The following is a 14860-nucleotide window of genomic DNA, read 5'->3' on the forward strand; positions in this document are numbered from 1 at the left end:
AGCGAACACATAGTCGATTATCGGATTGTTTGGGCCAAAGCCGCGGCTTAATCTGCTGAGCATCCGGTGTCGCCCTGGCGCACCTTCTTCAACCGCAGTGGCCTACAAAAAACGGGAGCTACCCCAGATGGCAGACATCATTTCGTTACACGACGCGGTGAAACAATTTGTGAGCGATGGTGACACCGTTGCCCTTGAAGGTTTCACCCACCTGATCCCGACTGCAGCGGGTCATGAAATCATCCGTCAGGGCAAGAAAGACCTGACTCTGGTGCGGATGACGCCTGATCTGGTGTACGACCAGTTGATCGGTGCCGGTTGTGCACGAAAGTTGATCTTTTCCTGGGGTGGCAACCCTGGCGTTGGTTCCCTGCACCGTTTGCGCGATGCCGTCGAGAAACAGTGGCCACAGCCGCTGGAAATCGAAGAGCACAGCCACGCCGACCTGGCCAATGCCTACGTTGCGGGTGCCTCGGGCCTGCCATTTGCGGTGCTGCGTGCATACGCAGGGTCTGATTTACCCAAGGTCAACCCGCTGATCAAGACCGTCACTTGCCCGTTTACTGGCGAAGTACTGGCCGCAGTACCGGCGGTGCGCCCGGATGTCACGGTGATTCACGCGCAAAAGGCCGACCGCAAGGGCAACGTGCTGCTGTGGGGCATCCTGGGGGTGCAGAAAGAAGCGGCCCTGGCGGCCAAGCGCTGCATCGTCACCGTTGAAGAAATCGTCGACGACCTGCAAGCGCCAATGAATGCCTGCGTCCTGCCAACCTGGGCCTTGAGCGCAGTGTGTCATGTGCCGGGTGGGGCGCACCCTTCCTACGCTCATGGTTATACCGAGCGCGATAACCGTTTCTATCAGGCGTGGGACCCGATTGCCCGCGACCGTGAGACCTTTACTGCCTGGATCAATGAATACATCCACGGCACTGCGAATTTCAGTGAGTTCCAGGCCAAGCTGGCCCGCGCTTCGGAGGCTAAATAATGACCTACACCACCAATGAAATGATGACCGTTGCGGCGGCCCGCCGTTTGAAAAACGGTTCGGTGTGTTTTGTCGGCATTGGCTTGCCTTCCAAGGCGGCTAACCTGGCGCGTCTGACCTCGTCTCCGGATGTGGTGCTGATCTACGAGTCCGGCCCGATTGGGGCCAAGCCTGATGTGTTGCCGCTGTCGATTGGTGACGGTGAACTGGCCGAAACGGCTGACACCGTAGTCTCCACCAGTGAAATCTTCCGTTACTGGCTGCAGGGCGGTCGGGTCGATGTCGGCTTTTTGGGCGCAGCCCAGGTCGACCGTTTCGGCAATATCAACACCACAGTGGTCGGTGACTACCACCAGCCAAAAGTGCGCCTGCCAGGTGCCGGTGGCGCGCCGGAAATCGCCGGTTCGGCGAAAAGCGTGCTGATCATCCTCAAGCAGTCGGCCCGCTCTTTTGTCGACAAACTGGACTTCATCACCTCGGTGGGCCACGGTGAAGGCGGCGACTCGCGCAAGCGTCTGGGCCTTCCGGGTGCCGGGCCGGTGGGCATCATTACCGATCTGTGCACCATGGAACCTGAAGAACAGACCAACGAATTTGTAGTCACTGCCCTGCATCCGGGCGTGACCCGCGAGCAAGTCATTGCTGCCACCGGCTGGGCCATTCGCTTTGCCGATAATGTGGCGCAAACAGCGGCCCCGACCGACGTCGAACTCAGCGCCTTGCGTGACCTGGAAGCGCGCACCGCACTGGCCCACGGTCAGGCTCCGGGAGAAGCATGATGCGCGAAGTCTTTATCTGTGACGCGATTCGTACCCCTATCGGCCGTTTTGGCGGTGGCCTGGCAGGCATGCGCGCCGATGATCTGGCGGCAGCGCCGATCAAGGCGCTGATCGAACGCAACCCGAATGTGAACTGGAACGAAGTCGACGAAGTATTTTTCGGCTGCGCCAACCAGGCCGGTGAAGACAACCGCAACGTGGCGCGCATGGCCGCGTTGCTGGCCGGGCTGTCGGACAGCATTCCAGGCGTGACCCTCAACCGCCTGTGTGCCTCGGGTATGGATGCCATCGGCACGGCGTTCCGCGCCATTGCCAGCGGCGAGATGGAGCTGGCGATTGCCGGGGGCGTCGAGTCCATGTCGCGGGCGCCGTTTGTGATGGGCAAGGCCGATGCCGCGTTCTCGCGCAACATGAAACTGGAGGACACCACCATTGGCTGGCGCTTTATCAACCCGCTGATGAAAGCCCAATACGGTGTCGACCCGATGCCACAGACGGCGGACAACGTGGCCGACGAGTACAAGATTTCCCGTGCCGATCAGGACGCTTTCGCCCTGCGCAGCCAGCAACGGACTGCTGCTGCCCAGGCCGCAGGCTACTTTGCCGAAGAAATCGTGCCGGTGCGTATTGCCCATAAAAAAGGTGAGACGGTGGTTGAGCACGACGAGCATCCGCGTGCCGATACCAGCCTGGAAACCCTGGGCAAACTCAAGCCGGTCAACGGCCCGGACAAGACCGTCACTGCGGGCAATGCCTCGGGGGTCAACGATGGCGCCGCGGCGATGATCCTGGCATCGGCCGAGGCGGTCAAACGCCATGGCCTGACCGCTCGCGGTCGGGTTCTGGGCATGGCCAGCGCCGGTGTTGCGCCCCGTGTAATGGGCATTGGCCCGGTACCGGCGGTGCGTAAGCTGGTGGAGCGCCTGGGGTTGGCGGTGAGTGATTTTGACGTGATCGAACTCAACGAAGCCTTCGCCAGCCAGGGCCTGGCCGTTTTACGCGAGCTGGGCCTGGCTGACGATGCGCCGCAGGTAAACCCCAATGGCGGGGCAATTGCCCTGGGTCACCCCCTGGGCATGAGCGGTGCTCGCATCGTCATGACCGCCTTGCATCAGCTGGAAAAAACCGGTGGCAAGAAAGGCCTGGCGACCATGTGCGTGGGCGTTGGGCAGGGTCTGGCATTGGCTATTGAACGGGTCTGATAGCGCTCAATACTGCCTCTGTGGGAGCGAGCCCGCTCGCTCCCACGGCCTCAGTCGTTCGGCTTATTGCGGTGATGGCGCGAGATGTTGCAATGTGTGTCTGATTGCAACTAAAACCTGATGAGTAAATAAAGATGACAACAGCAACTCACTACACAGGAGAGGAGCGCAAAAAAAGGATTTTTGCGATTGTCGGTGCATCCTCCGGCAACCTGGTCGAATGGTTCGACTTTTACGTTTACGCCTTCTGTGCGATCTACTTCGCTCCCGCTTTCTTCCCCTCCGATGACCCTACGGTGCAGTTGCTGAACACGGCCGGTGTGTTTGCGGCGGGTTTTTTGATGCGCCCCATAGGTGGCTGGCTGTTTGGCCGGGTGGCTGACAAGCACGGGCGAAAGAATTCCATGATGATCTCGGTGCTGATGATGTGCGCCGGCTCACTGGTTATTGCCTTCTTGCCGACCTATGCCTCGATCGGCGCCTGGGCCCCGGCCTTGTTGCTGATGGCACGGCTGTTCCAGGGCCTGTCGGTAGGGGGTGAATACGGCACCACTGCGACCTATATGAGTGAAGTGGCACTCAAGGGCCAGCGCGGCTTCTTTGCTTCCTTCCAGTATGTAACGCTGATCGGCGGGCAACTGCTGGCGGTGCTGGTGGTGGTGATTCTTCAGCAGTTTCTGTCAGAAGACGAACTGCGGGCCTGGGGCTGGCGCATCCCCTTTGTGATCGGTGCCATTGCGGCGCTGATTTCGTTGTTGCTGCGTCGCACCCTGAAAGAAACCACCAGCGCCGAAACCCGCCAGGACAAGGACGCCGGTAGTGTTAGGGCGTTGTTCCGTGACCATAAAGCGGCGTTTATTACCGTGCTGGGTTACACCGCAGGCGGCTCGCTGATTTTCTACACCTTTACCACCTACATGCAGAAATACCTGGTCAACACCGCCGGTATGCACGCCAAGACCGCCAGTTACATCATGACCGGGGCGCTGTTCCTTTATATGTGCATGCAGCCGCTGTTCGGCATGCTGGCGGACAAGATCGGCCGGCGTAACAACATGCTCTGGTTTGGTGCGCTGGGTACGCTGTGTACGGTGCCGATCCTGTTGACCCTGAAAACCATCAGCAGTCCCTTCCTGGCCTTTGTCCTGATTACCCTGGCGCTGGCGATTGTCAGCTTCTACACCTCGATCAGCGGCCTGGTCAAAGCCGAGATGTTCCCGCCGCAGGTACGGGCGCTGGGTGTTGGCCTGGCCTATGCCGTGGCTAACGCCATCTTTGGTGGTTCTGCGGAATACGTGGCACTGGGCCTCAAGTCCATGGGCATGGAAAACAGCTTCTACTGGTATGTGACGGTGATGATGGCCATCGCGTTCCTGTTCAGCTTCCGTTTGCCCAAGCAGCCCAAGTACCTGCACCACGATTTGTGATGTGCCCGCGCGCCCGGCTGTGGCGCGCGCTTTCTAAGGAAGGTTTATGAGTGATCAGCTGTTCGATGCGTACTTTACCGCCGAGGCCATGAAGCAAGTGTTTTGCGATCATGGCCGGGTACAGGCCATGCTCGACGTCGAAGCGGCGCTGGCCCGGGCACAAGCCCGGGTCGGGGTGATTCCTCACTCTGCGCTTGCACCGATTACCGCGGCCTGTCGCGCACAACTCTACGATTTTGAAGCGCTGGGCCTGGCGATCGCCAGTGCCGGCAATTCGGCGATCCCGCTGGTCAAGGCCCTGGGCAAACAGATTGCCAGCAGCGCGCCCGAAGCGGAACGTTATGTGCATTTGGGTGCCACCAGCCAGGACGTGATGGACAGCGGTCTGGTCCTGCAATTGCGCGCCGCTCTGGATTTGATCGAGCGTGACATGACGCAGCTGGCGGATGTGCTCGCCGCGCAGGCTCAGCGCTATGCCACAACGCCTTTGGCCGGACGCACCTGGCTGCAGCAGGCTACTCCGGTGACCTTGGGCATGAAAATCGCCAGCTGGCTGGGGGCCGTGACCCGTAGCCGCCAGCGCCTGCACGAGCTCAAACCGCGTTTACTGTGCCTGCAGTTTGGCGGTGCTTCCGGCACCCTGGCAGCCCTTGGCGATCAGGCCATGCCGGTGGCACAGGCGTTGGCTGATGAACTGGGCCTGAGTCTGCCTGAGCAACCCTGGCATACCCAGCGTGATCGTCTGGTGGAATTTGCCGCAGTTCTGGGCCTGATCGCCGGTGGCCTGGGCAAAATCGGTCGGGATATCAGCCTGCTGATGCAGACCGAGGCGGCGGAAGTGTTCGAGCCGTCGGCACCGGGCAAGGGCGGCTCGTCGACCATGCCGCACAAGCGCAACCCGGTTGGGTCTGCGGTATTGATCGGTGCCGCAACGCGGGTGCCGGGCCTGCTGAGCATTTTGTTCAGCGCCATGCCTCAGGAGCACGAGCGCAGCCTGGGCTTATGGCATGCCGAATGGGAAACCCTCCCCGAGATTTGTTGCGTGGTGTCCGGCGCGCTGGTACAGGCGTTGAATATTGCCCGTGGGCTGGAAGTGGACAGTGAGCGCATGGCGCGCAACCTCGATCTGACCCACGGGCTGGTGCTGGCTGAAGCGGTAAGCATTGTGCTGGCGCAGCGGGTAGGGCGCGAAACCGCGCATCATCTGCTGGAGCAGTGTTGCAAGCGGGCGGTGGCCGAAAAGCGCCATTTACGTGGGGTGCTGGGCGAAGAGCCGCAAATCACCGCGCACCTTAGCGCGCAGGAACTGGATCGCCTGCTCGATCCTGCCCATTACCTTGGTCAGGCGACGACGTGGGTCGAACGTGCGCGGGCTGAACATTTTGCGTTGGTCCTCTAAAGGAGAAACTCGTGGGACGTGTACAACTCGCTGAAGGTGAACTCAACTACCGCCTGGACGGCCCGCAAGGTGCACCGGTGCTGGTGCTGTCCAATTCCCTGGGCACTGATCTGGGGATGTGGGACACGCAGATTGCGGCGTTCGCCGAGCACTTCCAGGTATTGCGCTACGACACCCGGGGTCATGGCCAGTCGTTGGTGACCGAAGGACCGTATAGCATTGAACAACTGGGCGGAGATGTTTTGGCGCTGCTGGATGCGCTGCATATCGAGCGCGCGCACTTTTGCGGGTTGTCGATGGGTGGACTGATTGGCCAGTGGCTGGGGATCCATGCCGGTTCGCGGCTGCACAAGCTGGTGGTGTGCAACACGGCTGCCAAAATTGGCGAGCCTGCGGTCTGGAATCCGCGCATCGAGATGGTTTTGCGTGAGGGTGCTGCGGCGATGGCGGGGTTGCGTGATGCCTCCATTGCCCGCTGGTTTACCGCGGACTTCGCCCAGGCCAATCCCGGGCAGGCCAAGCGCATCACCGATATGCTGGCGGCCACTTCGCCCCAGGGCTATGCCGCCAATTGTGCTGCTGTGCGTGATGCAGATTTTCGCGATCAGTTGGGTGCAATCGAAGTGCCCATGCTGGTGATCGCGGGCACTGAAGATGCCGTCACGCCGCCTGCGGGCAGCCACTTCATTCAGGAACATGTGCGTGGCGCGCAGTACGCCGAGTTTTACGCCGCGCACCTGTCCAACGTGCAGGCGGGCGATGCTTTCAGCCAGCGCGTGCTGCATTTTTTGCAGGCAAGCTAAGGAGCTTTTTGTGGACGAGAAACAACGTTACAACGAGGGCATGCAAGTACGCCGCGCAGTGCTGGGTGATGCCCATGTGGATCGCAGCCTCAATGCCCTGACCGAGTTCAACAGCGAGTTTCAGGAAATGATCACCCGCCACGCCTGGGGTGATATCTGGACCCGTCCGGGGTTGGCGCGCCATACCCGTAGCCTGATTACCATCGCGATGCTGATCGGCATGAACCGCAATGAAGAGCTGAAACTGCATCTGCGCGCTGCGGCCAACAATGGCGTGACCCGGGCCGAGATCAAGGAAGTGATCATGCAGAGTGCTATCTATTGCGGGATTCCGGCGGCCAATGCGACGTTTCATCTGGCTGAATCGGTGTGGGATGAATTGGGGGTTGAGTCGCGGGAGTAACAGCGGCTACAGATCAATCTGCATCCCTAGCCTGAAACAACAAACCCGCCATAAGGCGGGTTTGTTGTTTAACCGATACGCATCAAGCCTTGGGTGGCTGATCCGAAACAGGGCGGTTTTGCCCGGTCTGTTCGTACCAGCCGCCACCCAGCGCCTTGTACAGAGTGACTTCACTGGTCAGCTGCGAAAGACGGTCGGTGATCAACGATTGCTGCGCGCTGAACAACGAGCGCTGGGCATCGAGGAAGGTCAGGTTGCTGTCGATGCCAATCCGATAACGACGCTCGGCCAAACGGTAGTAATCCTGGTTGGCGTTGACGAAGTCGGTTTGCGCCTGCAACTGCTGGTTGTAGGTTTGACGCGCTGCCAGACCGTCAGAAACTTCCTGGAAGGCGGTCTGGATTGTTTTCTCGTACTGGGAAACGGTGATCTCTTTCTGGATTTTTGCGTAGTCCAGGCTGGCGCGCAAAGCCCCTGCGTTAAAGATCGGCAAGTTGATTTGCGGTGAGAACAACCAGGTGCCCGAGCCGCCCTTGAACAGCCCCGACAGGTCAGGGCTCAAGGTCCCGGCATTGGCCGTGAGGCTGATGCTCGGGAAAAACGCTGCCCGCGCCGCGCCGATGTTGGCGTTGGCGGCCAGCAACTTGTGCTCGGCTTCAAGGATGTCCGGACGACGTTGCAGCAAGTCCGATGGCAAGCCAGCCGGTACTTCGCTCAACAGGTCGGCTGCCAGCGGTTGGGCTGCCGGCAGGTTGTCCGGGATGGTGCTGCCCAGCAACAGCGCGAGGCTGTTCTGGTCTTGCGCCACCTGACGGGTGTAGCGGGCCAGCTGCACCTTGGCGTTTTCCACCGAGGTACGCGACTGGCTGACTTCAAGGGCCGAAGCCACACCGACTTCATTGCTGCGCAAAGTGAGCTTGTAGCTCTCATCGAACGCCTTGAGGGTGTCTTCGGTGAGCTTGAGCAGCTCTTTGTCAGCCTGCCAGGTCAGGTAGGCATTGGCGACGCTGGCCACCAGACTGATCTGGGTGCTGCGTCGGGCTTCTTCGGTTGCAAAGTAGTTCTGCAACGCCTGATCGCTCAGGCTGCGAACCCGGCCGAACAGGTCCAGCTCGTATGCACTGACCCCAAGGGTCGCCGAATAAGAACTGGTGATGCTCGACTCGCCGGTTTGCGACATGTTGGCCGGAGTACGTTGACGGCTACCGCTGCCAGAGGCCGAAACCGCCGGGAACAGATCGGCGCGCTGGATGCGGTACTGCGCGGCATAGGCGTCGATGTTCAACGCCGCGACCCGCAGGTCGCGGTTGTTGACCAGAGCCGTCTGGATCAGCTGCTGCAGCGCCGGGTCATGGAAAAACTGACGCCAGCCCTGTTCCGCAGCGGCCTTGCTGGCCGCCTCGGTTGGCGAGTAGGCCGGGCCTTGCGGGTATTGCGCCGCTACCGGCGCTTCAGGGCGCTGGTAGTCGGGGATCAGCGAGCAGCCGCCGAGCGTAAACGCTGCAACAGCTACTGCGAGAAGCGACTTGCTCATTGGCCAGCCTCTTGGTTTGGAGTTTTAGTCAGATCCACTTTCTTTTCCGTGTCTTTATTCTTGCCGCCGCCAATGGACGATACGGCCACAAAGAACAGCGGTACCCAGAACACGGCCAGTACGGTGGCGGTGATCATGCCACCGATAACACCGGTACCAATAGCGTGCTGGCTGCCCGAGCCTGCGCCCGTGGAGATGGCCAGTGGAACCACACCCAGTACGAAGGCCAGGGAGGTCATGATGATCGGACGCAGACGCATGCGGCACGCCTCGATCGCGGCATCCACCAGGCTTCGTCCCTGCTCATGCAGTTCCTTGGCAAACTCGACGATCAGAATGGCGTTTTTCGAGGCCAGACCGATGGTCGTAAGCAAGCCCACCTGGAAGTACACGTCGTTGGACAACCCGCGCAGGCTGGTGGCCATAAGCGCACCAATGATCCCCAGGGGTACGACCAGCATCACCGCAATCGGGATCGACCAGCTTTCGTACAGTGCTGCAAGGCACAGGAATACCATCAGCAAGGAAATAGCGTACAGGGCAGGCGCTTGCGAACCTGACAGACGTTCCTCGTAAGACAGCCCCGTCCAGGAAATACCTACACCCGCTGGCAACTTCTTGGCCAGGGCTTCGACCTCAGCCATGGCTTGACCGCTGGTATAGCCCGGAGCCGGAGCGCCGAGAATTTCCATCGCTTCTACGCCGTTGTAACGCGACAGCTTGGGTGGGCCGTAGATCCACTCGCCCTTGGCGAAGGCCGAGAACGGCACCATGGTTCCCTGATCGTTACGCACGTACCATTTCTTCAGGTCTTCGGGGTTCATCCGCGAGTCAGCTTCGCCTTGCAGGAATACCTTTTTGACTCGACCGTGGTCGATGAAGTCGTTGACATAACTGGCACCCAGACCAATGGACAGGGTGTTGTTGATGTCCGAAATGCTCAGGCCCAGGGCGCGAGCGGCCTCATCGTCGATCAGCAGCTTGTATTGCGGTTCATCGTTCAGACCGTTCGGACGTACGCCCGCCAGGATCTTGCTTTGAGCCGCCATCCCCAGGAACTGATTGCGTGCAGCCATCAGTTTCTCGTGGCCAATGCCGGAGCGGTCTTGCAGGTACACGTCGAAACCGGTGGCGTTACCCAGTTCCATTACAGCAGGCGGGGCAAAAGCGAACACCATTGCATCGCGGTAGCTGGAGAACACTTTCTGCGCCCGTGCAGCCAGTGCAAATACACTGTTGTCGGAATCGCGCTCGCCCCACGGCTTGAGCATGATGAACGCCAGGCCGGAGCTCTGGCCACGGCCGGCGAAGTTGAAGCCGTTTACGGTAAACACCGAAGACACAGCGTCCGACTCATCGGCCAGCAGGTATTCGCGCATCCGGTCGATCACTTGCTGGGTGCGCTCTGCAGTGGTGCCTGCCGGTGTTTGAACCTGTGCAAACAGTACGCCCTGGTCTTCTTCCGGGAGGAAGGAGGTAGGGATACGGGTAAACAGGAACACCATGCCAACCACAATCAGCACATAAGCCAGCAGGTACGGAGCCTTGTGCCGCAGAATGCTGCCGACACCTTTTTCATAGCGTTTCACGCCATTGTCGAAGGTCCGGTTGAACCAGCCGAAGAAACCGCGCTTGTTCTCGCCGTGATCACCCTTCTGGATTGGCTTGAGCATGGTGGCGCACAGGGCCGGGGTGAAGATCAGGGCAACCAGTACCGACAGGCCCATCGCCGACACGATAGTGATCGAGAACTGGCGATAGATCACACCCGTGGAGCCGCTGAAGAAGGCCATCGGCAGCAATACCGCCGACAACACCAGCGCAATACCTACCAGGGCACCCTGGATCTGCTCCATGGATTTCTTGGTGGCTTCCTTGGGCGGCAGTCCTTCTTCGGACATGACCCGCTCAACGTTTTCAACCACCACGATCGCATCGTCCACCAGCAAGCCGATGGCCAGTACCATACCGAACATGGTCAGGGTGTTGATGCTGAAGCCTGCAGCGGCCAGGATCCCGAAGGTACCCAGCAATACAACCGGTACTGTCATCGTGGTGATGATGGTGGCCCGGAAGTTTTGCAGGAACAGGAACATCACCAGGAACACCAGTACAACCGCTTCGACCAGGGTGTGCACCACACCTTCGATCGATGCCGAAACCACAGGCGTGGTGTCGTACGGGTAAACGACTTTCATACCTTCCGGGAAGAAGGGTTCCAGGCCGTTGATGGTTTCACGCAATGCCTTTGCCGTGTCCAGAGCGTTGGAGCCCGGGGCCAGCTTGATCGCGATACCCGATGCCGGTTTGCCGTTGAATTGTGCGCTGACGCTGTAGTTCTCACCACCCAGGGCAACATCTGCGACATCGCTCAGGCGTACCTGGGATCCGTCGGTGTTGACCTTGAGCAGGATCTTTTTGAACTCTTCAGCCGTTTGCAGACGGGTTTTGCCGATGATGGTCGCGTTCAGCTCCTGACCCTTGACGGCAGGCAGGCCGCCCAGTTGCCCGGAGGACACCTGGACGTTCTGTGCGCTGATGGCCGATTTAACGTCCACCGGAGTCAGGTTGTATTTGTTCAGCTTGACCGGGTCGAGCCAGATACGCATGGCGTACTGGGCGCCGAACACCTGGAAGTCGCCCACACCTTCGGTACGGGAGATCGGGTCCTGCATGTTGGAAACGATGTAGTTGGACAGGTCGTCCTTGTTCATGCTGCCGTTTTCAGACACCACGCCAATAACCATCAGGAAGTTTTTCACTGCCTTGGTTACACGGATACCTTGCTGCTGTACCTCTTGCGGTAGCAGGGGGGTCGCCAGGTTGAGCTTGTTCTGTACCTGGACCTGTGCGGTGTCAGGGTCAGTGCCTTGCTCGAATGTGGCGGTAATGCTCATGCTGCCGTCGGAGTTACTTTCCGATGACACATAGCGCAGGTGGTCGATACCGTTGAGCTGTTGCTCGATCACCTGAACCACGGTGTCCTGCACGGTTTGCGCCGAAGCGCCCGGGTAGGTCACGGAGATCGAAATGGCCGGTGGTGCAATGCTCGGGTACTGGTTGATCGGCAACTTCAGGATCGATAGAGCCCCGACCAGCATGATCACCAGGGCTATAACCCAGGCGAAAATCGGACGGTCGATAAAAAATTTCGACATGGTTTATTCCCCTTTACTGCCTGCAGCTTTTTCTGTTGCCGGGGCAGATGCCGGGGTTTCGCCTTGTGGCTTGTCCATGATCTTGACTTCAATGCCAGGCTTGATGAATTGCAGGCCATCAGTAATCAGACGGTCGCCAGGGTTCAGGCCTTTCTCAACCAGCCAGTTGCTGCCAACGGTGCGCGAAGCTTGCAGTACACGCAGCTCAACCTTGTTGTCCGGTCCAACGATCATTGCAGTCGGTTGGCCCTTGAGGTTGTGGGTCACGCCGATCTGTGGAGCGAGGATGGCATTGCTGTCGATGCCTGCTTCCAGCTGCGCGTGGACAAACATGCCCGGCAACAGGGTTTCGTCAGGGTTCGGGAACACTGCGCGCAGGGTGACGGAACCGGTGGTTTCATCAACCGAGACTTCGGCGAACTCAAGGCGACCTTCCTGGCCGTACTCGCTGCCGTCAGGCAGGGTCAGCTTGACCTTGGCGGCGTTTTCACCGGCCTTCTTCAAACGGCCACTGGCCAGGTCGCGGCGCAGTTCGAGCATTTCTACCGAGGACTGGGTCACGTCAACGTAGATCGGGTCCAGTTGGGTGATCACGGCCAAAGCGTTGGCCTGGCCACTGGTGACCAGTGCACCTTCGGTGTACAGCGAGCGACCGATGCGGCCGGTCAGCGGCGCCAGCACCTTGGTGTAGCGCAGGTTAACCTGGGCGGTGTTCAGCGCGGCTTCTGCTTCCAGGCGGGCGGCTTCGGCGTTGTCGTATTCCTGACGGCTTACGGCTTGCTCGGCGACCAGTTGCTTGTAGCGCTGAGCCAGTGATTTTGCCGATTGCAGGGTGGCGCGGGCGCTGAGTACGGCGCTTTCATAGATCGCCGGATCGATTTGATAGAGCTGCTGGCCGATCTTGACGTCACTGCCTTCTTTAAAGAAGCGCTTGAGGATGATGCCGTTTACCTGCGGGCGTACTTCTGCCGAACGATATGACGCGGTGCGGCCAGGCAGATCGGTGGTCAAGGTAAATGGCTGGGTTTTCAGCGTGACAACGCCGACCTGAGGGATTTGCGGGGCAGGTGCTGCCTCTTCCTTTTTGCATCCGCTGAGCAGCGAAGCAAGGGCGATGGCAGCAACCAGAGCGGTAACAGCTGGCTTGAATTGCATGAAGATCCTCGGGTCAGGCACGCGAAAGCGCACAAGAATAGTGGAAGGGTAAAGAAAGCTGTTCCGGGTGGATAAATAGCTTGCTAAGTAATATACTTACATTCGTGTCTGTTTGTAAATAGTGGGACGCTGTCTCGCCAAGCCTTACAGCGCCATTTTTCATGCGTGTAGTAGACCGGGATAAGGCATAACAAGCGCCACCCGATGTTGGTCCGGGCAAGTGACCGTAGAGGCCCGGATCCTTCTGATTGAGGTTTTTATTGCCATGGTGCGTCGTACCAAAGAAGAAGCTCTTGAGACCCGGAGCAAAATCCTCGAAGCGGCCGAACAGGCCTTCTATGAGCGCGGGGTTGCCCGCACGACGCTGGCTGATATCGCCACACTGGCGGGTGTCACCCGTGGTGCCATTTACTGGCACTTCAGCAACAAGGCCGAGTTGGTTCAAGCCATGCTCGACAGCTTGAATGAGCCTCTGGATGAAATGGCCAGGGCAAGCGAAAGCGAGAACGAAGTCGACCCGCTTGGCTGCATGCGCCAATTGCTGATTCACTTGTTTCGCCAGGTTGCCATTGACCCAAAAACCCGGCGTATCAATGAAATTTTGTTCCATAAGTGCGAATTCACTGACGAAATGTGTGATTTACGGGCTCAACGCCAGATGGCGATGCTCGATTGCAACAGCAGGATCGAGCTGGCCCTGAGCAATGCCATTCATCGTCAACAGCTCCCTGAAAATCTGGATGTTCGCCGTGCTGCCATCTGCCTGCATGCCTATATCGACGGAATACTCGGACAATGGCTGCTGGTTCCCGACAGCTTTGACCTGTACACACACGCGCAATCCTGGGTCGATACGGGGCTGGACATGCTGCGCACAAGCCCAGCTTTAAGAAACTCCGGCAATATCCGAGAGGGAGTCTAGTAGGCTCAAGCAATAAGGCGAGTGAAGATTTTGCCCTTTGGGCCATTTGATGGCAGATGGCATTTATATACGTCTGGCCCGCGGGTTTAAAGTTAGCGAGCTAAGTATTTTGTAGCTAAATTGTTATCGTTTAGTTAAACGTCCCACAGCCAGATGTAATTAATCCTAAGCGATTGCGGATTAAGGATTACTGAACGGCGGCATCGTTCTCGGTTATTTTTTCCAATCAACCCTTCCTGCCTTGGCTTCCCCTACACTTGAGCAACGCTTTGGCCTCAGGCCAGAGCTGCCAGCAACGGGGGAGCGGGCAACTGCCAGGCTGTTTTCCTCTCCCGATTGAAGCAAACAGACTGCGACGGTGTGGTGTGTCGTGGACAATTCGAGGAATAACAAGTGAACAAGATTTACTCGAGTGCTGAATCCGCTTTGCAAGGCCTGGTCGAAGACGGCATGACCCTGGCTGTAGGCGGTTTTGGCTTGTGCGGTATCCCCGAAGCGCTGATCGCGGCTTTGCGCGATACCGGCAAGCGCGAGCTGACGGTGATCAGCAATAACGCCGGGGTTGACGGATTTGGTCTGGGGCAACTGCTGGAAACGCGCCAGATTCGCAAAATGATTTCTTCCTATGTTGGCGAGAACAAAGAGTTCGAGCGCCAGTACCTGGCGGGCGAGCTGGAGCTTGAGTTCACCCCGCAAGGCACCCTTGCGGAAAAGCTGCGGGCGGGCGGGGCGGGTATCCCGGCGTTCTTTACCAAGACTGGCTACGGCACGCTGGTAGCTGAAGGCAAGGAAACCCGGGAGTTCGATGGCGAGTGGTATGTCATGGAGCGTTCACTGCGCGCCGATGTAGCCCTGGTCAAGGCCTGGAAAGCCGATACCTCCGGCAACCTGCTATTCAACAAAACCGCACGCAACTTCAACCCTCTGGCGGCCATGGCGGCCAAGGTGTGTGTGGTGGAAGTGGAAGAGATTGTCGAGGTTGGCGAGATCGAGCCCGATCAGGTGCATTTGCCCGGGATTTACGTACAACGGCTGGTGCTCAACGCTGCGCCGGAAAAACGCATTGAACATCGCACTGTGCGGAGCGCCTGAC

At 59.0% G+C, this 14860-nt stretch carries 12 protein-coding genes; 9 read left to right on the top strand and 3 right to left on the bottom strand.

Annotated features, from left to right (window positions below; genetic code table 11):
• Nucleotides 1-127 precede the first annotated feature (127 nt).
• The 7 genes from HBN79_RS15715 (at nt 128) to pcaC (ending at nt 6998) form a co-directional block, all read left to right on the top strand.
• The gene (locus HBN79_RS15715) at nt 128-985 is read left to right on the top strand and encodes a CoA transferase subunit A (protein ID WP_088379144.1); all 858 of its coding nucleotides are present in this window, start codon (nt 128-130) and stop codon (nt 983-985) included.
• Nucleotides 982-1764, top strand: a complete 783-nt coding sequence (locus tag HBN79_RS15720) for a CoA-transferase subunit beta (RefSeq protein WP_169916892.1) — start codon at nt 982-984, stop codon at nt 1762-1764. The genes HBN79_RS15715 and HBN79_RS15720 overlap by 4 nt, the downstream gene beginning before the upstream one ends.
• Entirely contained in the window at nt 1761-2966 is a 1206-nt protein-coding gene (gene pcaF / locus HBN79_RS15725) for a 3-oxoadipyl-CoA thiolase (protein ID WP_169916871.1), read from the top strand. The genes HBN79_RS15720 and pcaF overlap by 4 nt, the downstream gene beginning before the upstream one ends.
• Before the next feature lie 134 nt (nt 2967-3100).
• On the top strand, nt 3101-4393 hold the full coding sequence (locus HBN79_RS15730) for an MFS family transporter (protein WP_016779752.1): 1293 nt from the start codon (nt 3101-3103) through the stop codon (nt 4391-4393).
• A gap of 46 nt (nt 4394-4439) precedes the next feature.
• Entirely contained in the window at nt 4440-5792 is a 1353-nt protein-coding gene (locus tag HBN79_RS15735) for a 3-carboxy-cis,cis-muconate cycloisomerase (protein ID WP_095003007.1), read from the top strand.
• An 11-nt stretch (nt 5793-5803) separates the two neighbouring features.
• The gene (pcaD, locus tag HBN79_RS15740) at nt 5804-6595 is read left to right on the top strand and encodes a 3-oxoadipate enol-lactonase (RefSeq protein WP_169916872.1); all 792 of its coding nucleotides are present in this window, start codon (nt 5804-5806) and stop codon (nt 6593-6595) included.
• Between the two features lie 10 nt (nt 6596-6605).
• Nucleotides 6606-6998, top strand: a complete 393-nt coding sequence (pcaC, locus tag HBN79_RS15745; RefSeq protein WP_095025909.1) for a 4-carboxymuconolactone decarboxylase — start codon at nt 6606-6608, stop codon at nt 6996-6998.
• 82 nt (nt 6999-7080) lie between these two features.
• On the opposite strand, the gene HBN79_RS15750 is transcribed toward pcaC, so the two are convergent.
• The 3 genes from HBN79_RS15750 to HBN79_RS15760 are packed head-to-tail and all read right to left on the bottom strand — an operon-like array spanning nt 7081 to nt 12845.
• On the bottom strand, nt 7081-8532 hold the full coding sequence (locus tag HBN79_RS15750) for an AdeC/AdeK/OprM family multidrug efflux complex outer membrane factor (RefSeq protein WP_016779756.1): 1452 nt from the start codon (nt 8530-8532) through the stop codon (nt 7081-7083).
• Entirely contained in the window at nt 8529-11690 is a 3162-nt protein-coding gene (locus HBN79_RS15755) for an efflux RND transporter permease subunit (protein ID WP_095003010.1), read from the bottom strand. The genes HBN79_RS15750 and HBN79_RS15755 overlap by 4 nt, the downstream gene beginning before the upstream one ends.
• A 3-nt stretch (nt 11691-11693) precedes the next feature.
• Complete coding sequence (locus tag HBN79_RS15760; protein WP_095003011.1) at nt 11694-12845, bottom strand: efflux RND transporter periplasmic adaptor subunit; 1152 nt, start codon at nt 12843-12845, stop codon at nt 11694-11696.
• Between the two features lie 265 nt (nt 12846-13110).
• Here HBN79_RS15760 and HBN79_RS15765 point away from each other — a divergent pair, with 265 nt between their 5' ends.
• Both HBN79_RS15765 and HBN79_RS15770 read left to right on the top strand, forming a co-directional pair.
• Entirely contained in the window at nt 13111-13767 is a 657-nt protein-coding gene (locus tag HBN79_RS15765) for a TetR family transcriptional regulator (protein ID WP_095003031.1), read from the top strand.
• A 393-nt stretch (nt 13768-14160) separates the two neighbouring features.
• Nucleotides 14161-14859, top strand: coding sequence for a CoA transferase subunit A (locus tag HBN79_RS15770; protein ID WP_095020417.1), 699 nt, complete (start codon nt 14161-14163; stop codon nt 14857-14859).
• The last annotated feature ends 1 nt before the right edge of the window (nt 14860 follow it).

Origin of the sequence: Pseudomonas sp. WS 5051 (assembly GCF_012985715.1) — a bacterium.
GTDB classification, from domain to species: Bacteria; Pseudomonadota; Gammaproteobacteria; order Pseudomonadales; family Pseudomonadaceae; genus Aquipseudomonas; species Aquipseudomonas bubulae.